Source organism: Pseudoalteromonas sp. 1181_04 (assembly GCF_052850545.1).
In genome coordinates, this window is sequence record NZ_VXCS01000015.1 from 100146 (window position 1) to 120006 (window position 19861).

The following is a 19861-nucleotide window of genomic DNA, read 5'->3' on the forward strand; positions in this document are numbered from 1 at the left end:
CATGACAACCACGCCAAAAGATGACACGTCATCCCAAGCTGAGCAGGTAAGCGATACTCAAACCGTTTCCGATAGCTATAAAAATCTTCATAAACCAAGCTCTGAGTTTGCCAGTCGAGACGATTATCTCGAGCATGAACTGCAAATTATGCAGCCAAAGCGCTGGCGTCCTAACTTGCCTTTTCGGGATTACCGCTTCGAATTTGAAGACACGATTCCCGCTATGGCAGGGACAATTGGTAAAGTTGTTATGGTAGGCGCTATTGCCGCCACCTTTGCCGCACCGCTTGGTTTAAGTGACGCCTTTGTGTTAGAAAACGTACGCTATGAGTTACTCATAGTGGCTATTTTTATCATCTTGTTTTCAGGTTTTATTTTACCCACTGCTAACTTAGCGGGAACCCACGGACCACTCATTCCATTAATTCCCATTGTTGTTGCAGCAGGCGGACACCCAATGGCATTCGGGCTACTAATTGGCGCCTTAGGGTTACTGCTTGCCATCAGTAAAGGCGGCAGTTTGTTGGCACGACTAACCAGTAAAGGGGTGTGCGGCGGATTATTACTTTACTTAGGATTCATAGGCACTATATCGCAAGTAAAGAAACTGTTTGCATGGGCTGAACAAATTCAAATGACCCACATTGCCTTCATCGTTATTTTGGCCACTATTTTACTGTACGCGCTACTCGAACATTTTAAAAAACGTTGGTTAGCTGTGCCGCTCAGCTGCCTTATTGGTGGTTTAACGGCCTTTGCCTTAGGTGCGCCGTTTGAATTTAAAACCGCCCCTGGGTTACCAAATATGAACCCTATGTATTGGTGGGGTGAAAACACCGGTTGGATGTTAGGTTTGCCGACTCTTGAAAGCTTTGTAGTCGTATTGCCCTTTGCCATACTGGCAGTGGCCATGTGGTCGCCAGACTTTTTAGGCCATCAAGTATTCCAAAAGATCAGCTACCCAAAACGCACTGAAAAAGTGCAAATGAACATTGACGATACTATGCTCAGTGCATCAGTTAGGCAAACCTTTGGCTCTATTTTAGGTGGGTCTAACTTCACCTCATCATGGGGCACGTATATTGTGCCTGCCGCGATTGCTAAGCGCCCTATTCCAGCTGGTGCAATTTTAACCGCACTTTTTTGTGTAATTGCAGGTATATGGGGTTATCCAATGGATCTCGCCATTTGGCAACCGGTACTGTGTGTGGCGTTAATAGTGGGTGTATTTATCCCACTGCTTGAGGCAGGTATGGAAATGACTCGCGAAGGTAAAACCACGCAATCAGCAGCTATTGTGGTATTTGCTTCAACGTTAGTAAACCCAGCGTTTGGCTGGTCACTGACCATGCTGCTCGATAACTTAGGCTTAATTGGCTGTAAAGAGCGCAGCTCTGAGCTGACCCATATGAGTCGCTGGATCATTCCGCTGTTTATGTTTGTATTATTGACCAGTGTTATGGCCATGGTGGGCATGCTGCCAGGTATTCCAGCGTTGCTAGAAAACTTTAGGCACTAATACAAAAAGGGGGGAAGCCAGTACAGCGCTTACCCCCCCTTTTTAATAACCGTGACTTCGTTTTATTCGTCTTGCAACGCCATAGCAGCAAGTTTCATGGTACTTGCAAATGATTCTGCGCCAGCGATAAACAAGCCATTGTGGCAAAACATTGCGTCATCAATGCCCGTTTGCGCTTGAAATGCAGCATCTGATAAACCAGCCCATGCTTTTGGTAGTGACTTTCTGTCTTCAAATGAACCCGGTTCAACAGGCACCGTTTGCAAAATCCATTTGCCTGAATGCGATGGATAAACCATGTATAACGCTTCTTGCGATAAAGCATGCACGGTTTTTTTCCACGGCGTATATTGCTCTAATACAATCACTCTTGCATCATCTGCGTTATCAATCGCTTTAGCGACGATTGCTTTAGCATTAATGCCGCCACTGGCTGCTGCAATAAAACGTGTTAAAACACGCGATGCAAATTCAACCGCCTCATCAAAACAACGATCAAAGTCACTTTCCTCTTGCCATGTTGGGTTAAACATTGAAATTGTTTGGCTAAGACTGATCCCTTTCGATACACCTTCAACATGACCGCAATCAATCGCATCAATGGTCGATACCAAACCGGCATCAACTGCATGCGCAACATCTTGGTCACCCTGACACAGCTCTAAACCATATTTTTGCCAAATTAAACCAAATGATGAGTATGGGATGCCATTTTCACGCTCGCCGGCACCGCCACGTTGGTGATGATCAAAACGTCCAGCAGCTGGGTCATATTCGCCGCCAACATCAATCACTATGTCAGCTTGCGCGATTAATTCTAAATCACGGGTACGTATAAGTTTAAAAGTAGGAAGAATATGCCTAAGTGCGGCGATACTAAACACATCATCCGCATGAAAATTACCGTTATGAGTTGCTACTGTTATATCATTCATTTATTTAATATCATTTTAGAAAGGAGTAAGAAGACGGTGAAATTTAAACTGATCCGTTAGCACAAAATAGATAAGTCAAAATTACAAGCACAACAGTATACGCTATCGGCGAGCAGCCCACAAAAACAGTGAACCACTTTGTGGTAATTAATCGTCTAGAGGAAGATAAGCGACAGTAATAACAAAGCAACAGTAGATTGATGGTAAAAACATAACCAATCCATACATGAACTATCTTCAGTAAAACTTTCTCCTCGAGCGATACCTCAGTCTTTGCTAAATAAAATTGCCGAACCCACAGCCATTAAACTAAGTATATTATTTAAAGAGCAAGTTAAATAATATTGTTACCCTGCTCGGGATCGCGAGAGCGCTCAGCTTGTTCACGAATTTCATCAGCATCACTGCTCACATCATCAATACCAGCATCCAGATGCGCAATCGGTTTGACTTTTTGATCTTGCGTAGTGGGTTGTTCCGGAGTCTTTTGTGCTTGCTCACTTGGTGCATTTAAAATAATCCGTTCACGAGCATCATCAGGCATACTAATACCATGCGCGTTAAAGCTATTAACCATTTCACGCATCAATTGCGACGCTACCTTAACCGGGCTGTTTTGCTCACTATTAACCCAAAAGTAAATACTGAGATTGATAGTGGCTGAGCCTAATTCATCAAGTAACACCTGTGGGGCCGGATCTTTTAGCACAGCAGCTTGTTTATCCATTAAACTCAGCGCTAACTGCTGAGTGTTACGTATATCGTTATCGTAACCTATGCCTATTTTATAGTGACCGCGCATTTTCGGATTAGCAGTAAGGTTTTTAATCACATTTTTATAAACAGTCGCATTAGGTATTTGAATATGATTACCATCAAAATCAACTAATGTGGTCGCCCGCGCAGTGACCTTTTTTACTACCCCTAAGCAGCCATCGACTTCAATAACATCATCAATACGAAAAGGACGTTGCACACTTAATAGCATGCTCGATATAAAGTTCTCTGCAATATCACGAAATGCAAAACCTAAGATTAGCCCGACTAATCCAGTACCGCTCATTATCGCCACGGCAAATTCACTTAAGCCTGCTAAGCGTAAAAATAAATAAACTCCAAACAAAATGATCACAGTACTAATAAAGCGACGAGCAACAACATGCAATAACCGCCTATCACTTACATAGCCAATAGGTTTCACTAATAAATAAGACACAGGCTTTGCTAAAAAATAGCACACGATTATTGCTGCTATACCTAAAGTGAGAGCGGGTAACATTTGCCAAGCACTTTGTAAAAAATGCGCAATTTGTGAGTTTATACCTTGCCAAGATACTGGCGCTAAAGGATCCGCATTGGTACTCGTTGTTTGTATTTTTAATGCGCTAATAATTTGATTATTAATACTATTCATTATTTCCATATGTAACTCATGCGCTCTTTATTGATGAAACCATTAATTCTGTAGAAGCAAATTAAACGCCAACTTAAGCTGGCAAGCACCTTGCACCCTAACTTCTAATAAATAGTGACTAATAACCACCAGCAAGGAATAAAATATGGCACATAAACCACGTGGCTACACAGCAGATAAACCAACCGAGATCCCCTTGCTGGGCTGGTGGGATATCAGCAAGCGGGTATATCAAAGTATGTCGCAAGATAACTTATCCTTTGTTGCCGCTGGTGTCGCCTTTTACGCATTACTCGCTATTTTTCCAGCACTGGCAGCCTGTGTTTCGCTGTATGCTTATTTCGCCTCTACGGCGGATGTTAGTGAACAGATTAGTAAGTTTATTACTTTATTGCCACCAAGCAGCCGAGAAATCGTTCTACAACAGGTATCTGAAGTTACCCAACAATCACAAAAAGTGTTAAGTGTTAGTGCAATAAGCACGTTGTTATTAACCACATGGAGTAGCAGTAAGGGCTGCCAAGCACTGATCACAGCCTGCAATATTACCTACCATGAGCAAACCAAAAGGCAGTTTTTCAAAGCGCTTTTAGTGCGCTTTCTATTCTCTATTGGCGCTATATTGGTCGCCGTAATCGCATTATTAATCATTGGTATATTGCCTATCGCACTTAATATTGTTGGTCTAGAAAACAGTATCGATACGGTGATCAAATTACTCACTTGGCTGTTACTAGCAGCGACTTTTCATTTTGCTTTAGCTTTTGTATATCGTTATGCACCCCATAGAAAAGCGGCAAAGTGGCGTTGGGTTACAACTGGTTCAGTAATGGCTACTGGGCTTTGGATCATCGCATCATTAGGGTTTTCATATTATGTGTCACAGTTTGCTTCATACAATGAGACCTATGGTTCTTTAGCCGGGGTCGTGATCATGTTGATGTGGTTGTATATCAGCGCCTATATTATTATTTTTGGCGCTGCAATTAATGCCAGCACCGAACAGCAAACCATGGTTGATAGCACCGTGGGACCTGCACATCAGTCTGGCAATCGCGGGGCTTTTGTAGCGGATAACCTAACGAAAAAACAAAAATCAGAACGTTCTGTTAAAACGAATGAATAGTGCTATTTATACCCATGGTTGTTTAATTTTATTGTGTTTAAATAATACCATACAAGATTCGGAGCAAAGCAATGAAAGTAATAAAGCAACTCAATAGCCATGCAACCCAAGATGGTGATGGCGTAAATATTAGCCGGATACCAGGCTTTGATGGTAAGCATTTAGATCCTTTTTTAATGATCGACGAATTAAAATCCGACGATCACAGTGACTTTATGGGTGGGTTTCCTGCCCACCCGCATCGTGGTATCGAAACCTTTACCTACATTATTAAAGGCGGCTTTGAACACCAAGATCAAATGGGCAATAAAAAAGCTATTCGCGCAGGTGACGTGCAATGGATGAGTACCGGCTTTGGCGTTATCCATAGCGAAATGCCACTTGCCGATGCGATTGAGGGGATGCATGGCTTTCAAATTTGGCTCAATATGCCAAGCACTGAAAAGCTCAGAGCACCGAAATATCAAGATACTACTGAGCACCCTGCACCTGAACATAAAAATAGTCAAGGTGTTGAACTAAAAGCACTGGCTGGCAGTTGGCAATTTGACCAGCAAACTCAGGTTTCAAGCCTACAAGAACTAGCAGCCAATGGCATGCTAGCAGATGTAACATTACCTGTAGGCACTGAGTTTGCCCACCCACCTCTGATACAAAGCAAGGTGATGATTTATATTCATACCGGCTCTATCAACACCGAACAAGGTGGTCCAGTAATGGCTGGCAGCCTACTTATTTTAGAGTCCGGTAGTGATATTAAATTTAGCTCGCAAAGCGGCGCTGGGGTACTTATTTTAGCCGGTGATCCGCTTAATGAACCTATTGCTCACATGGGCCCGTTTGTGATGAATACGCAAGCTCAATTACGAGAAGCAATTAGTGATTACCAAAGCGGTAAATTTGGTAGCTTTTAAAACACGATATAGGAGTCAATTATGGGATTACTAGTCAACGGTAAATGGCAAGATAAATGGTACGACACCGATAAAAGCGATGGTGAGTTTAAACGCGAGTCTGCACAATTACGTAACTGGATAACCAAAGATGGCAGCGCAGGCCCAACTGGTGAGGCGGGCTTTAAGGCACAGAAAGGCCGTTATCATTTATATGTTTCATTAGCCTGCCCATGGGCGCACCGCACCTTGATTTTTAGAAAATTAAAAGGCCTTGAAGACTATATTGATGTCTCTGTGGTTAGCCCAGATATGTTAGATAACGGTTGGACGTTTGATAAAAACAACCACAGCACTGGAGATGCACTTTTTGATAAGCAATTTATGCATCAAATATACACCGAAAATAAAGCAGATTATTCCGGAAGAGTAACTGTGCCTGTGCTTTGGGATAAACAGCAAAATAAAATAGTCAGTAATGAATCTGCTGAAATCATTCGCATGTTTAACAGCGCCTTTAATGATTTAACTGGCAATAAACTAGACTTTTACCCAAATAACTTGCACGCTGAAATCGATGCAATTAATGAGCTGGTGTACAACAACATTAATAATGGCGTGTATCGTACTGGGTTTGCGACCACTCAAAAAGCCTATGAAGAGGCATTTAATGACTTATTCACTGCATTAGACAAAGTCGAAAGTATTTTACTCAAGCAGCGCTATTTGGTGGGCAACACCCTAACAGAAGCAGATTGGCGATTATTTACCACTCTAATACGCTTTGACAGTGTGTATGTTGGGCATTTTAAATGTAATCTGCGTACTATCGAAAATTACCCGGCACTGAGTGAATACTTACGTGAGCTTTATCAGGTTGCTGGCGTTAAAGAAACCGTTGATTTTTATCATATCAAACGACATTATTATTTTAGTCATACCATGATCAACCCAACGCAAATCGTCCCTAAAGGGCCCAATATTGATTACGCTCGCGAGCATAATCGCGGTTAACCAATTTATACTACCCCTGCAAAATGGCAGGGGTAGTTTAGGCCTTTTTATAACCACCACAAATCACAATAATGCCTTTTAAAGCTTTGATCACCACTGTATTGTATTGATAATATAACCAAAATAACTTTTTTCACCGACCAGATTTACTCTTTTATTCTTGAGCGTTAATAATTCAGCTTTATCTAAATACCATCTTATTGAATGTGTTTCTTCACTTGCTAAATCGGAAAACTTTAATTCTACGCAGTGCGGCTCATAGTCACTACTACATGTTGTTGCCTCAACTAATAAATATTCTTGCGACCAATACTCAGCCAATTGATAATTTGCCCATAACTGTATTGGGATATTAATGAATGTCCAAAAGTAAAAGTAAATAAACACGGGACTAAAAAGCAGCGTAAAATACTTAACTAAACGTCCCTCAGCAATAAAATGCTCATCTAAGCTTTCCTTCACTTGAGCAAAATTCTTATACTGACTAAAAAGGTAACCAATCGTCAGCACTGTCAGCGAGGGTAAAACCCATTGTAAAATAAAATTGTAATTAGCATTAGGGATAAATGCGGGATCCACACTTTCATACCAGATGAAAAAACCGCAAGGCATAAAACAGGTAATCAATAATATTAAAATAATCCAAAAAAGCTGAGGTTTTGCCATAGAAATTTAAAGTCCTTATAATTTATGACCTGAGATAGCATAACAAATGCCTATTATACAAACTGTTGCAGCTATAGTTTACTACTCTCAATATTTATTATTTGAACAAACTCTTTAAATTTTTACTATAGGTACGACTGACTTTAAGTGTTTTACCACTTTGTAATACAGCCGTGTATTCAGAGTTTCTAAGTGGATTAAGTTGCTTTATATGGCTTAAATTTACAATCGTTGATTTATGTATTCGCAGGAAATCTTCAGGCAAGGTGTTTTTTTCAAGCTCTTTTAAACGCGCACGCATTACGTGTGTTTCAGCAGGTGTGTGTACACACATATAATCCCCCGCCGCATCAATCCATAAAATATCTTTAAACGGAATAATTTGAATTGGGTTTTTAGCATCTTGAATAACTAAATTCTCAGCTTCAAACTTATAGTCAGAATTACCCGCCACTTCTAGTGGTTGGGATTCATTGATCACCAGCGATTGGTGCACTTCAATAAGTTCGGTTTTTCTGTTTAGCTTTTGGGTTTTAATAACTCTTTCAATGGCTTCTGCAAGGCGAGCTAACTTAACGGGCTTAAGTAAATAATCCAGCGCCCTCACCTCAAAAGCTTTAACAGCATGTTGATGAAATGCCGTAACAAAGATAACCGCAGGGCAGCTCTCTGGTTGAAAATGTTTAATTAATTCAAAACCTGACTTTGTTGGCATTTCTATATCTAGAAACACTAAATCTACATCATATTCGTTAAGTACTTTAATTGCTTCATCAACACTTTGTGCACTGCCAATCACTTCAATTTCAGCAAAGGCTTCTAAGCGAATACGCAAACCTTCAATAGCACTGTATTCGTCATCAACGAGTAACGTTTTTAATTGAATCATGATTGCAAACCATTAATTGGAAGAGAGATACAAAACCACGCACCACCGGTAGTCGCATTGCCTTTTTCAATTCGGTGACTATTACCATATATTAATTTTAAGCGTTGCTCACAATTAGCCAAGCCGATGCCTCTTTTGGTTTTTTTATTATCATCAAAGCCTTTACCAGTATCAGCAACTTTAATGAGCAATGCGGATTTTGTTTTTTCAACATTAATTGTGATCACCATTTTTTGATCTGCTCGCATACCATGTTTTAACGCGTTTTCTACCAATGGTTGAATTAATAAAGAAGGTATTAATAAATCGTTGCATGGTTCATCAACGCTAATATTAACCTCTAGCTTGTCAGCAAATCGGCATTGCTCTATATCTAAGTAGGTTCTTAACATTGCGATTTCTTCTTTGATAGCTACTTTTTCAAGTGGGTCGGTATATAAACTATGGCGCAATAAGTCACATAGTTTTTCAAGCATGTTTACTGCCTGCAAGCTTTCTTTTTTCAATATTAACGTGCAAATGGCGTTAATACTATTGAACATAAAATGCGGGTTAAGCTGATATCGAAGCATTTTTAGCTGTGACTCTTTCGCTAAATGGGTAGCTTCTGCGGCCTTTTGAGTTTGCTCAAGATTATCTAAATAAATTTTGATCCCGTAATAAAAGGCAGTCCATGTTGAAAGCATGGTTAACGAGGCTGACGTCCATGTACCAAAGTCAAACCATGACATTGAAAGCCACCAGTTACCATATAACCACTGCAAGGAAATCCATTTAATTTGCGTCCAGAGTAATGTTGCAATTAGAAGCAGCATAATACGTAACGCGACTTTAACTTTGAGCTCTTGCTGACTAAAAAAGTTGTAAAATCGTCTTAACGTTAAAGTGATCAAAAAGCCACACACTACATCAATAATTAAATGCGGTATATGTATTGTCCATGGCTCTTCGCTTGGTATTTTTATCATTAATTCGGTCAGCATTGCATAGACAATCCAACCACAACTTTGGAATAACCAGAACAACTGACTTCTAGGGTTATTACTATTCACATTATTAAATCCAATGTTATAGGCTGTTGATTAATAAACGTTAATCAACAGCCATAGGGTATTACTTTGCACACGTTAATGATAATGAGTCATTACTCGGTTTTATAGTCAACACCACATCAGCAATTGCTAAACTTAAATTTTGACTGGTAATGCGCAGCGCGTCTGTTATTTTTTGCTCAGCAAGTCCGCTATCACCACAGTGCAAAGGGATTGCTAGAGTATGCCAACTTTTGTCTGTCATTAATTGTGAAAACGATGAAAAATCAATATTCCTTAAGCAATGATTTTCGCTACACATGACTTGCAAGTTTGCTCCTTGTTCTGGAGCTTTATCTATGCGCATTTTTAATTCAAGGTAACCTGCACTAAATTTACTATCTAGCTGTTCAGGCTTTAAAAAACTCAAGCTAACAGCGGCTTGTGCGCGCCAATTAAAGCCACGGCCATCTTCTTGATAAGATAAATTGACTGATTGCATAAGTAAACTCTGTTTATCGCCACTGGTTGCAGATGCACCGCTGGCTAACACCTTTTCTGTGCTTGTATCTGCCAGTTGCCAAGTCATATTTTTGGCTAAGTTTCTTACAAACAGCGGATGTGAGTCACTATTAACAATTTTTTTAGGGCTGGTTTTCTCACTCAAAACAGGCACATTTATGTTGTCCTGATAAGTTAAGCCATAGCCATAAGCAAATAATGGGTCATAGTCAGCATCGTTTAAGTTTAACGTAAATTGGTCATCATATTTAGGCCATGAAAAACTCAACTTACCGCTGAAATCAAACTGGGCTTTACCTTCGCTATTAGTTAATAGTACATCTGCAACGCCCTCACCTTCAGAGCCTGGTAGCCAAGCAGCAACAAAGGCATCCGATGCATTGAGCTCTTTATTAACCCACAACGGGCGGCCGCTTAAAAATATCGTTACTACAGGAATATTATCAGCTTTAAGCTGCTTTAATAACGCAAGTGCATGTTTAGTTTCATGCTGAAACTCAAGCATCTCGATGTCACCAAACCATTCTGCATAAGGTTCTTCACCAATAACAACAATGGCTACATCTGGCTTGCTAGTATACTCACCAGACTCGCTCAAAGTGATCTCACCACCCGCTTTTGTTACTTGCGACTGTAAACCCGCATAAATAGAGGTCGCATTTGGAAAGTCACTATTGGTATTGTCTGTGCCCTGCCAAGAAACGCTCCAGCCACCCGCTTGCATATTAATTGCATTCGCGCCTTTGCCGGCAACTAAGATGCGGCTACTCGCTTTGATTGGCAGCACGTTTTCGTTGTTTTTTAATAGAACGAGTGACTTACGAACCGCTTCTCTTGCCAAAGTACGATGCTCATTAGCACCTAACCACTGCGGGTGTTGTGATTCAGGTCGCGCTGATGGTTTGCTCTTCGAAAATACCCCCCAACGGATTTTAGCCCTTAAAAAGCGCCTAACGGCATCGTTAATTCTTGATTCTGCGATTACACCGTCTTTCACTTGCTTAACAGTATTATGATAAAACGCTTCAAAATGCTCTGGCACCATGATCACATCAACGCCCGCGTTAATTGCTTGCGCACATTGCTCTAAATCGCAGCCTTCTACAAACTTGTGAGCATTCCAATCACTGACTATAAACCCATCAAAACCAAGTTGGTTTTTAAGTACATCCGTTAATAAATGTTTATCGCCATGTACACGTTTGCCATTCCAACTATTAAATGATGCCATCACTGATTGCACACCTTCATTAATAGCGGAAAAATAACCTGCGCTGTGAATATCTCTTAATCCTTTTTCATCGATAAGCGTATTTCCGCGATCAACGCCTCGCTCTGTACCACCATCGCCCACAAAATGTTTTGCGGTTGCAATACGGTTACTGCCTTTTAAAAAGTCAGCCCCTATATCACCTTGAATACCTGTCACCATACTACCCGCATATAGCCTAACTAATTCAGGGTCTTCTGAGTAACTTTCATAGGTTCTGCCCCAGCGATCATCTCTGACTACAGCGACAGTAGGAGCAAAACTCCATTCAATCCCAGTGGCAGACACTTCTTTTGCTGTTGCTTGGCCTATGCGCTTAATTAAGTCGGCATCGTGCGCAGCTCCTAAGCCAATATTGTGCGGAAATAATGTAGCGCCATACACATTGCTATGTCCATGCATGGCATCAGTACCCCAAATAGTCGGTATTGCAATACCGTCTTTCGTTGAGTCCATTGATGCTAGGTACATTTCATCGGCATATTTTAACCATGTGGCCTGATCAGCGCGTTTGTCGCCATAGGGCGCTGTATTACCGCCATTTAGGTATGAACCAAACCCATATTTGCGCATTTGTTCAACACTTAGATAACCAATTTCGGGCTGAATCATTTGCGCCACTTTTTGCTCTATGGTCATCTTTGCCAGTAGTTGTTCAATTTGCGCTTCTACAGCGGGATCGCGTTTGAGCTTAGTGTTCACATTCGGCCAGTTGACTTGCTCACGCTCTGCACTGAATGAATATTGACAAGTAAGCGCCCCAACTACGGGCAATAAGCAAAATAATAATTTAGAATATTTGATTTGAGACATTAAAAACCTTCGAGATTAAATTCTATTTATAGATACAAACTTCTTAATTTTATTGGGGAATGTACTCAATAAAATCATAGTACGCCCACGAAGGGCTGCCATAGTATTGACCAGGGAAGTAATAGCCTTCGGTTGAGTTATCACCATTCCATTGGTTAATCATTATTTTTGTATTATCCATCGGCCATGCATACGCGGGAATTTCATTATCGGCTATTACGCCATCCCCATTGTCTTTGTACATCACTCTAATTGTTTTCTCGTTTCCTTGTGAGTCGTACAGATACCAACGAATTGATGAGCTTGACCAATCAAAGCCAATGGTTAATAAGTTTTCTCTGTAATCAAGCCCAAACTGGCTTAAATCGATATCCTTTTCCCAACTTTGATATGTACCTCCTTGGGGCTGGTAAATCACATTGGTATGAACAACATTGCCTAAAGAAGGTAATAGTTCGATATCTATTTCTTGCCAAGCGCGTCCTGGCGAATCCCACCATGAGGTATAAGTAAAAATAGAAGACACGGTACCGGCGATATTGCCCGACTTAACACTGCCTTGTACCTTACCAAAACTATAAAAGTGATTACTTTGCAGCTCAGCACATGCACCTTGTGACAGAGAAAGGGTGATGCCGTGTTGACTTGGGTTAATCATTCTTGGGACAAATTCGCAGCCAAAAGGTGAGCCATTATCGCCACTACGTGCACTCCAAAGAGTCGTGTCAAATCCCCACGAAAAATCGTCTTTAAAATAGTTAGCGTATGTGGCGGGTGAAATAACTATAAGGCCAGCAACTAAGGTTGAAATTAACTTCGTTTTCATTATTAAATCCTTATTTAATCAAGCATCTCCTACAGTACTTTAGCCTGTAGGAGGGTAACTTTTACTCGGTTATTTAGAATGAAAAACCCGCTCTCATACCGTAATATCTCGGCATACCAAAGCTGCCTTTTGGAATTCCTTTGCTAGTATTATTCCAATATTGAATAGTTTCATCAGAGGCATTATTAACGAATACTTCTGCGTACCAGCTTTGTCCTTGCGGCTCATATTTAATTGACGCGTTATAGACTGCAAATGCATCTCGGCTATCGTCAATGTATTTTGTCGCCTCGTCCGACACGCTAAAGTCCATATCATCTAAGTGTTTATCAACATTCCATACTGTTGAGTACGATTCATCTTTCCAGCTCGCATTAAGCCAGCTATGAATAAAACCATATTCACCTAAATCAAATGTATGTGTGTAGCTGATGTTCGCCGTGAACTTAGGCGTCATCGCTAGGTTATTGCCTTTAAGGTTAGTTGATAGCAGTGTATTTTCAGGATTTTTTGATTCCTCATAAGAAATATCAAAAAGATACTCAGCATCATAATCCCACTTAGTATTCCAATCGTCCGTCACTTTGGCATCGGTCCAGGTTACATAACCGGTGATACGCCCGCTTGGGTATGGCTTCCAATCAAACTCAAGCTCAATACCTTTGATTGTTGAACTAGGAACATTTTGTGTGTAATAAGCAATCACAGGCTTGTTTTGAAAATCAAGTACCGGCTCGCCATTGCTATCTAAAACGGGAGAGCCATCTTCATCTTCTACCACAGATAAACGTTCTACATTACCGATTGAGCCCACTGATGCGTATTGCATGTCGGTGTAATCTGTGTAGAAAAACGCGGCTTTTAAGTTTAATGAATTATCAAAAAAGCTCGATTTAGCGCCAAGCTCCCATGTAAGTACTTCTTCTGGATCGAACTTAGTTTCAAAGCGTGTTACGTCGCCCGTTCTATCATTTACGACTTCATATACATCACCAATTCCACCAGCTTTAAAACCACTGGCAAGGTAGGTATAAACCATCGTTTCAGGTGAAATGTCGTAGTCTAAACCAACACGAAAGTCATGATGCTGCCAACTTCCTTTATTATCGTTTGCAAAGTATGACGCATAAATTGAAGGATCTTGGTAGTAATCAACTGGTAAATTATTTAGATCCGTTCTATTTAACCAACCTACGGCGCAGCCATCAGCATTAGAACAGCGATAGGTTTTTCCGCCTTTATCTTCTTTCGTTTCATCACTAAAACGATAGCCAAGTGTTAGGTGTAACTTTTCAGTTAAGTTGTATGTACCTTGACCAAATAATGCGAGGGCGTCGGTAGAACGATCGGGTTGATCCCAAAACGCTTTGTCATCCATAGGATTATCGTAATAACCTAAGGTTTTTGTTCTTTCATGAAAGTAATTAATACCTGCAATCCAGATAAAGTCGCCATATTCATCAGATTGTATTTGCAGCTCAGTTGAAAAAGACTCTGCGCCAGTGCCGTCTAAAAAGTAAGTTGCGCCATCCCAAGGGTCTAAACCTACTTCACTATCTTGTGCTGAAGAGCGTTCCATATCTTCATAGCCCAATAACCAGACAAGTGAATATTCATCGTTTATATCGTAGTTAAGGGTATTTCTAAGATAGGTGATATCTAAATTAAGCTTACCGGGCACATTTACAACCGCCTGATAAGTATTATCGCTGGGTAAAAAGTTAGTGCAGTCTCCCCCTAGTTCAGCACTTCTGCCGCGAATTTTATCGCAGTTAACTAAATCTAGGTTGTTATTGCTGTCATTTACATACTTTTGAAAAACAGTGTGGTTTGAAAAATTGCCGTCCAAAGGCTCCCACAAGGTGCTAATTCTAAATGAATATTCATCAGCATTATTGTAAAAATTGCTTTTATCAGCCGGTGTTAGCGCGCGAACTTTTTGCGCTTCTGGATCTGTGCCAGCGCCATCTATCCACCAGTTTTCTCGTTGGGTAATTGTTTGACCCACGCCTTGATAAGAATCTTCAGAGGTTACTGGCGCATTAAGAATATCGTCGCTTAAGCGTCTTGAGTCATATTGGTTAGGATCGTAATAACCTTCTAAATAAGAATCCCGTTTCAAGCCTTTTCCTGAAAACCTAACGGCAAATTCATCATTAATAGGAATATTTAAGACTGCATCAATATTTTTACTATTAAAGTTTCCCGCTTCAATACTGACGTTGCCATATAAACCGGTAAAATCTGGTTTTGCTGAAATAACATTAATACTACCCACCGTTGAGTTACGACCAAATAGAGTGCCTTGTGGACCCCTTAATGCTTCAACACGATCAATGTCGTACATTAAAGCAAGTGCGCCTTGCATTCTTGGCGAGTAAATACCATCAAGATGCACACCAACAGCAGGATCGCCAAGCTCAGTAATATTAGTTGAGCGTACGCCTCGCATCGAGATAACAGGTGCTGATTGATCCGTCGCTGTGGAGATATCTAACCCTGGTACTAGGTTGGCAATATCTTTAACACTATTTACGCCATTTTGCCTGAGATCCGCTTCTGATAGTGCAGTAATGGCAACAGGGGTTTCCATTAACTTTGTTTTACGTTTGGTTGCTGTTACAGAGATAATCTCTAAGGAAGTACTTTGTTCTTGCGCAGTGTTGTTTTCATTCGTATTTGTTGGATTATTCGTAGCAGCTTGTTGGGCATGTAACGGGAATGAGCAAGCCAATGCTACCGCAATTGATAATGCTTTTTTATTTATTGTGTGCATATTCGACCTTTTGATGTGTGTGTAAAACGTTAAGCTTTGTTACTTTTATTTAACAGTCTCACAGTATCCATAGGGTCTTTTTTGATTACTAGTCAAATACGTTAAGGCGAGTTAGATATAATACAAGCCGAAATTAAATCTTGGACAATAAATAAACTGACTCCTTGATTTAGTATCAACAGTCAAAAAACTTAAAAATTTATTACATGAAAGTAAAACTGACCACCGATGCCATAAACACAAAGAAAGCGGATATAACCAGTGAGCGATGAAAAATACCATGGCATAACTTTATATACCCAAAAACGCAGGTCAGTACATTAGGTAAGTTATCAAGGCTCACTCATTGTCACCTGCTAAGGCGTTATTAAAGCCATGCTTAACATGCTAAGCTCGATATAAAATACGTGGCTTTAAACACTGCCCCTATATACCCAAACCACCTCAAGATGCGAGTTTCAGTTGGAATTAAAAGCGATTTAGGCAAGGCATTGATTGCAAATAATAGTGGTTCTATTGTTAAAATCAATAACGCAGTATAAATCGCTTTTAAAACAACCCTTCGGGCGTTTCACAGGCACTTACTCTCAGCGTTGTTACTTCTTAAAAGGGACGGCCATTCTTGCAAAGTAACGCCTTGATATTAAGCACCTGTGAAACGCTGAATTCTGCATCTTGAGGTGGTTTGGGTATATTATTAACCAATCGTTTTATACACATCAATATTACTGTGAATAAGTAGATCACCAGCCTGCTCACCAAACATTTTAAAATGCGGCGCTAACTTATGCTCTTCAAAGTGCTCATTTGTAGCCCATTGTTCAGTTACAATGTAATCTGTTTGCGTGTCATTATTTTTCACAGCCAGCTCGTAGCGCAAACACCCTACTTCTTTGCGCGATAACTTTTGTAAGTTATCAAGTGCACTAAGTAACGTAGCTGCATCAGCGTTTTTACATGACAGCATTGCTATAACGGTTAACATAGTTATTCCTTTGCATTAAAAAGTGCAGACTCACTGCACTTTATATTGAACACGCTTAAAACGTGTCTTGATCCCACTGCGGTGCAAAACTTGGGGTTGCTTGACGGTCGCCGCAATCGAGAGCATCAATACGCGCAATGTCTTCTTCATCAAGTTTTACGGCTTTATCATTAAAGTTATCTTCAAGATTTTTACGCTTAGTTGATGACGGAATGGTCGTCATACCCTTGGCGTTTACCCATGCAATAACTACTTGTGCAGGGCTTGCATCATGCTTCTTAGCAATATCAATAATGGTATGATCGTTTAACACTTTACCTACCACAAATGGCATATAGGCGGTGACATGAATGTCATGCTGCTGACAAAAAGCACGTAACTTGGTATTGGTTAAATAAGGGTGTACTTCTATTTGGTTGGTGAATATTTCACGTGAGTCCAGTGTTTGCATGGCTTCTTTTAAATTCGCAATAGTGAAGTTCGATACACCAATATGCTTAGTTAATCCAAGCTGCTTTGCCGTTAATAACTCAGTTAAATACTCGCTCATTGGTTCATCGTTTGATGGCGCAGGCCAATGGATCAACAATAAATCGACAGAATCGAGTTGCAGCTTGTTAAGAGACTCTTTCACACTGGCGATAAAATCGCTTTTATTCAGTTTGTTATTCCACACTTTGGTGGTAATAAATAGCTCGTCTCTAGGGATATTGCTGTCTTTTATCGCTTGGCCAACTTGCTCTTCATTGCCATAAATCTGTGCGGTATCAATATGGCGAAAGCCAACTTCTAATGCCATTTTTACAGATTCATAAGCTGTTTTTCCTTCTAAGCGGAATGTCCCCATGCCTAAGTCTGGCATTTCAATTACACGTTGTGTCATAACTTTATCCTTATAAAAATAATCGGTTTAAATACAAACTTATTAGATTTCTAACCTAAGTTTTTCGAAATACACCTGTTACTTTGTTCATTTAAAATTTTTGACCTCGTAAAAGGTATGAGGCCATTAACTTTAGTTTCAAGGGCTAGAGCCTGTTTATCTTTCACAGTTACTTTTACATCCGTATGTTTGGTTTTTAGATAAGGCAGTATTAATGTAGGTAGAGAGCCAGAATAAAGTGCGGAAGTTTTACTTAATTTTTTACTTAACCCATCAGATTACAAACCTAGCATGGTGATTAAATAGCTTGTAAATTAAACAATCTTCAACCAGAGAGGTAACCGGCCCTAGCACCTAATAATTATATTTATAAATGACCGCTTTATAAAAAATTGAAAGTGCATCTCTCAAGGCCGCTATTTTCAACACTGTTAGCGCTGAAAGTAGTGGCTCAGAGTCGATTTATTCTACTGCGCTTTAGGGCGTGTTGACCTTTGTGGATTATTTTCGTTTTCGATCTGTTGCATTAGCGAAAACATTTGCCGCATTTTTGGTTCCATATGCGATGTTTCTTTATCATGCATCATCTTGCCCATCATCATATGGTGTTCGCCTTCGCGTTCATCTTCTTGGGCAACTGCTGTAACAGCAAAAACAGCGGTTATAACCCCCACGATTAGATATCCTTTCATAACGAACTCCTTTTCACAGTCAGTTCATCATGAATAGCATGCGTACCTTCAGCACCTTTGGCAATTAACATTGCTGAGTCAATTTGGCTTTGGCTATCAACAATACCAATTAAACGCACATCGCCTTTATTCGTAATGACTTCGATATTAAATGCTCTGAGAATAGGATCATTCATTAAAGCCATTTTAACGTTTGTAGTTACATCGATATCTAAAACATTGTTAGCCACCGTACTTTTTGGCGGCTTTTCCGCAGCAATTTCTGGGGATTTATAGCAACCAGTTAATTGTGAAACCATCAGTATTGCAATAACACATAGTATTTTTGAAAAGTATTTATCCATTAGGATATCCTCAGTATTAAGTGGAGCGATCACCATCGGCGGTAAAGTGTATTCTTCACTACCTACCATCACTTTATTATGTAAGAGGCTAACGTTCTGTTCGTTATCGAACTCAAAACAACTGTGTGTCAATAATAAAAATCAGCGATTCATACTGGTCATTACTGCATTCATGTAATTAACTCGCTAATTTGGCTGTGTACTGCAGCGCACAGACAACCGCGGCAAATAAGCTAAAACTAAAGCGGTTCATTCAAATCATCGCCTAGTTGGCAACCTCAATATCAGCTCTAAAACACGCCAACACTTTATACTGTCGACCCCATTAAAAAGGATAACTACTATGTTACGTAGCATGAAAGATCTTGAAAATTGCGCTATCGCTGCTACCGATGGTGTGATCGGTAAAGAAAAATATTTTCTATTCGATGATTTAGCATGGGTGATCCGCTATTTTGTTGTTGAAACAGGTTCTTGGCTATCCAGCCGTCAGGTTTTGATCTCACCAATTGCGGTTCAAAAACCAAACTGGATAGAAAAAATTCTGCCTGTGTTGATCAGTAAAGAACAAGTTAAAAACAGCCCAACTATCGATAACGATAAACCCGTGTCACGGCAAAATGAGGCCAGCTTACTCGATTATTATGGCTACCCTTATTATTGGGTAGGCGAAGGATTTTGGGGAGGCGGTATTTACCCTTATTTATTGTACCGTGACCACCAACACCTCCCACATACAGAAGCAGGTGCACGCAGCGCACAACTAACTCACCATAATGTTAAAAGTGAAGATAATAAAAAAGCCGATCCAAATTTACGAAGTTGCAAAGAGGTTATTGGCTATCATATTAATGCAAATGATGGTGATATTGGTCATGTATCTGGATTATTAGTAGAAGAAACAACGTGGGCGGTGCGTTATCTGATCATCGATACCAGTAATTGGTGGGGTGGACATAAAGTGCTCGTGCCACCAGAGTGGATCAGCGAAGTATGCTGGCTCGACAAAACCATCAGTGTTGATCTCAACCGCCAAGTAATAAAAGATGCGCCAGAGTATGATTATAACTTGCAAATAACTCCCGAGTTTGAAACAGCTATATATCAACATTACGAACTAGCGGGTTACTGGGACAAACTAGCAAAAGCGAAAAAGGATTGCTGAAATGATCGGCTTTCAAGTAATGCCTAGCGAAAAAAATTTGGCAAAAAGTCATATTCAATAAATAAAAAAACACCACTCACTAAACTAATGAGTGGCTT

At 40.2% G+C, this 19861-nt stretch carries 17 protein-coding genes; 5 read left to right on the plus strand and 12 right to left on the minus strand.

The features are described 5' to 3' along the window. Position 1 precedes the first annotated feature (1 nt). Entirely contained in the window at positions 2-1519 is a 1518-nt protein-coding gene (locus tag FW757_RS13975) for a DUF3360 family protein (protein WP_145241079.1), read from the plus strand. Between the two features lie 62 nt (positions 1520-1581). Here the strand turns inward: FW757_RS13975 and FW757_RS13980 are convergent, their stop codons facing one another. Both FW757_RS13980 and FW757_RS13985 read right to left on the minus strand, forming a co-directional pair. After that, the gene (locus tag FW757_RS13980) at positions 1582-2454 is read right to left on the minus strand and encodes an MYG1 family protein (protein WP_145241081.1); all 873 of its coding nucleotides are present in this window, start codon (positions 2452-2454) and stop codon (positions 1582-1584) included. A gap of 334 nt (positions 2455-2788) precedes the next feature. Then, a complete protein-coding gene (locus FW757_RS13985) occupies positions 2789-3877 on the minus strand; it encodes a mechanosensitive ion channel family protein (RefSeq protein ID WP_182794592.1) in 1089 nt (362 codons plus the stop codon). A 136-nt stretch (positions 3878-4013) separates the two neighbouring features. Here FW757_RS13985 and FW757_RS13990 point away from each other — a divergent pair, with 136 nt between their 5' ends. From FW757_RS13990 to FW757_RS14000, 3 genes are all read left to right on the plus strand, one after another. Beyond that, entirely contained in the window at positions 4014-4994 is a 981-nt protein-coding gene (locus tag FW757_RS13990) for a YihY/virulence factor BrkB family protein (protein WP_182718961.1), read from the plus strand. A 71-nt stretch (positions 4995-5065) separates the two neighbouring features. Further along, on the plus strand, positions 5066-5908 hold the full coding sequence (locus FW757_RS13995; protein ID WP_182761291.1) for a pirin family protein: 843 nt from the start codon (positions 5066-5068) through the stop codon (positions 5906-5908). Between the two features lie 21 nt (positions 5909-5929). After that, positions 5930-6901 (plus strand): glutathione S-transferase family protein, encoded by a 972-nt coding sequence (locus FW757_RS14000; RefSeq protein WP_149982858.1) that lies wholly within the window; start codon positions 5930-5932, stop codon positions 6899-6901. Positions 6902-6991: 90 nt separating this feature from the next. Here the strand turns inward: FW757_RS14000 and FW757_RS14005 are convergent, their stop codons facing one another. From FW757_RS14005 to FW757_RS14050, 10 genes are all read right to left on the minus strand, one after another. Further along, positions 6992-7567: a hypothetical protein gene (locus FW757_RS14005; RefSeq protein WP_182718958.1), complete on the minus strand. Its 576-nt coding sequence runs from the start codon at positions 7565-7567 to the stop codon at positions 6992-6994. A 97-nt stretch (positions 7568-7664) separates the two neighbouring features. Then, positions 7665-8456: a LytR/AlgR family response regulator transcription factor gene (locus FW757_RS14010; protein WP_182740493.1), complete on the minus strand. Its 792-nt coding sequence runs from the start codon at positions 8454-8456 to the stop codon at positions 7665-7667. Continuing rightward, entirely contained in the window at positions 8453-9508 is a 1056-nt protein-coding gene (locus FW757_RS14015; RefSeq protein ID WP_310736248.1) for a sensor histidine kinase, read from the minus strand. The genes FW757_RS14010 and FW757_RS14015 overlap by 4 nt, the downstream gene beginning before the upstream one ends. Before the next feature lie 61 nt (positions 9509-9569). Continuing rightward, the gene (locus tag FW757_RS14020) at positions 9570-12092 is read right to left on the minus strand and encodes a glycoside hydrolase family 3 N-terminal domain-containing protein (RefSeq protein WP_446441350.1); all 2523 of its coding nucleotides are present in this window, start codon (positions 12090-12092) and stop codon (positions 9570-9572) included. A gap of 49 nt (positions 12093-12141) precedes the next feature. Next, positions 12142-12918 carry a family 16 glycosylhydrolase gene (locus tag FW757_RS14025; protein ID WP_446441351.1) on the minus strand — a complete coding sequence of 259 codons (777 nt, stop codon included), beginning with the start codon at positions 12916-12918 and terminating at the stop codon, positions 12142-12144. 73 nt (positions 12919-12991) lie between these two features. Then, positions 12992-15694 (minus strand): TonB-dependent receptor, encoded by a 2703-nt coding sequence (locus FW757_RS14030; RefSeq protein WP_446441352.1) that lies wholly within the window; start codon positions 15692-15694, stop codon positions 12992-12994. Between the two features lie 697 nt (positions 15695-16391). Then, complete coding sequence (locus tag FW757_RS14035) at positions 16392-16679, minus strand: putative quinol monooxygenase (protein WP_182718953.1); 288 nt, start codon at positions 16677-16679, stop codon at positions 16392-16394. Positions 16680-16734: 55 nt separating this feature from the next. After that, complete coding sequence (dkgB, locus tag FW757_RS14040; RefSeq protein WP_145241103.1) at positions 16735-17562, minus strand: 2,5-didehydrogluconate reductase DkgB; 828 nt, start codon at positions 17560-17562, stop codon at positions 16735-16737. Positions 17563-18029: 467 nt separating this feature from the next. Continuing rightward, complete coding sequence (locus tag FW757_RS14045) at positions 18030-18254, minus strand: hypothetical protein (protein WP_182718951.1); 225 nt, start codon at positions 18252-18254, stop codon at positions 18030-18032. Beyond that, positions 18251-18598: a BON domain-containing protein gene (locus FW757_RS14050; RefSeq protein ID WP_446441353.1), complete on the minus strand. Its 348-nt coding sequence runs from the start codon at positions 18596-18598 to the stop codon at positions 18251-18253. The genes FW757_RS14045 and FW757_RS14050 overlap by 4 nt, the downstream gene beginning before the upstream one ends. A gap of 343 nt (positions 18599-18941) precedes the next feature. Here FW757_RS14050 and FW757_RS14055 point away from each other — a divergent pair, with 343 nt between their 5' ends. Continuing rightward, positions 18942-19763, plus strand: a complete 822-nt coding sequence (locus FW757_RS14055; RefSeq protein WP_182794587.1) for a PRC-barrel domain-containing protein — start codon at positions 18942-18944, stop codon at positions 19761-19763. Positions 19764-19861: the final 98 nt, after the last annotated feature.

Bases quoted from the DNA above. Each gene is read 5' to 3' on its own strand.
- FW757_RS13975 (WP_145241079.1), top strand. From the start codon at position 2: ATGACAACCACGCCAAAAGATGACACGTCATCCCAAGCTGAGCAGGTA.
- FW757_RS13980 (WP_145241081.1), bottom strand. From the start codon at position 2,454: ATGAATGATATAACAGTAGCAACTCATAACGGTAATTTTCATGCGGAT.
- FW757_RS13985 (WP_182794592.1), bottom strand. From the start codon at position 3,877: ATGGAAATAATGAATAGTATTAATAATCAAATTATTAGCGCATTAAAA.
- FW757_RS13990 (WP_182718961.1), top strand. From the start codon at position 4,014: ATGGCACATAAACCACGTGGCTACACAGCAGATAAACCAACCGAGATC.
- FW757_RS13995 (WP_182761291.1), top strand. From the start codon at position 5,066: ATGAAAGTAATAAAGCAACTCAATAGCCATGCAACCCAAGATGGTGAT.
- FW757_RS14000 (WP_149982858.1), top strand. From the start codon at position 5,930: ATGGGATTACTAGTCAACGGTAAATGGCAAGATAAATGGTACGACACC.
- FW757_RS14005 (WP_182718958.1), bottom strand. From the start codon at position 7,567: ATGGCAAAACCTCAGCTTTTTTGGATTATTTTAATATTATTGATTACC.
- FW757_RS14010 (WP_182740493.1), bottom strand. From the start codon at position 8,456: ATGATTCAATTAAAAACGTTACTCGTTGATGACGAATACAGTGCTATT.
- FW757_RS14020 (WP_446441350.1), bottom strand. From the start codon at position 12,092: ATGTCTCAAATCAAATATTCTAAATTATTATTTTGCTTATTGCCCGTA.
- FW757_RS14025 (WP_446441351.1), bottom strand. From the start codon at position 12,918: ATGAAAACGAAGTTAATTTCAACCTTAGTTGCTGGCCTTATAGTTATT.
- FW757_RS14030 (WP_446441352.1), bottom strand. From the start codon at position 15,694: ATGCACACAATAAATAAAAAAGCATTATCAATTGCGGTAGCATTGGCT.
- FW757_RS14035 (WP_182718953.1), bottom strand. From the start codon at position 16,679: ATGTTAACCGTTATAGCAATGCTGTCATGTAAAAACGCTGATGCAGCT.
- dkgB (WP_145241103.1), bottom strand. From the start codon at position 17,562: ATGACACAACGTGTAATTGAAATGCCAGACTTAGGCATGGGGACATTC.
- FW757_RS14045 (WP_182718951.1), bottom strand. From the start codon at position 18,254: ATGAAAGGATATCTAATCGTGGGGGTTATAACCGCTGTTTTTGCTGTT.
- FW757_RS14050 (WP_446441353.1), bottom strand. From the start codon at position 18,598: ATGGATAAATACTTTTCAAAAATACTATGTGTTATTGCAATACTGATG.
- FW757_RS14055 (WP_182794587.1), top strand. From the start codon at position 18,942: ATGTTACGTAGCATGAAAGATCTTGAAAATTGCGCTATCGCTGCTACC.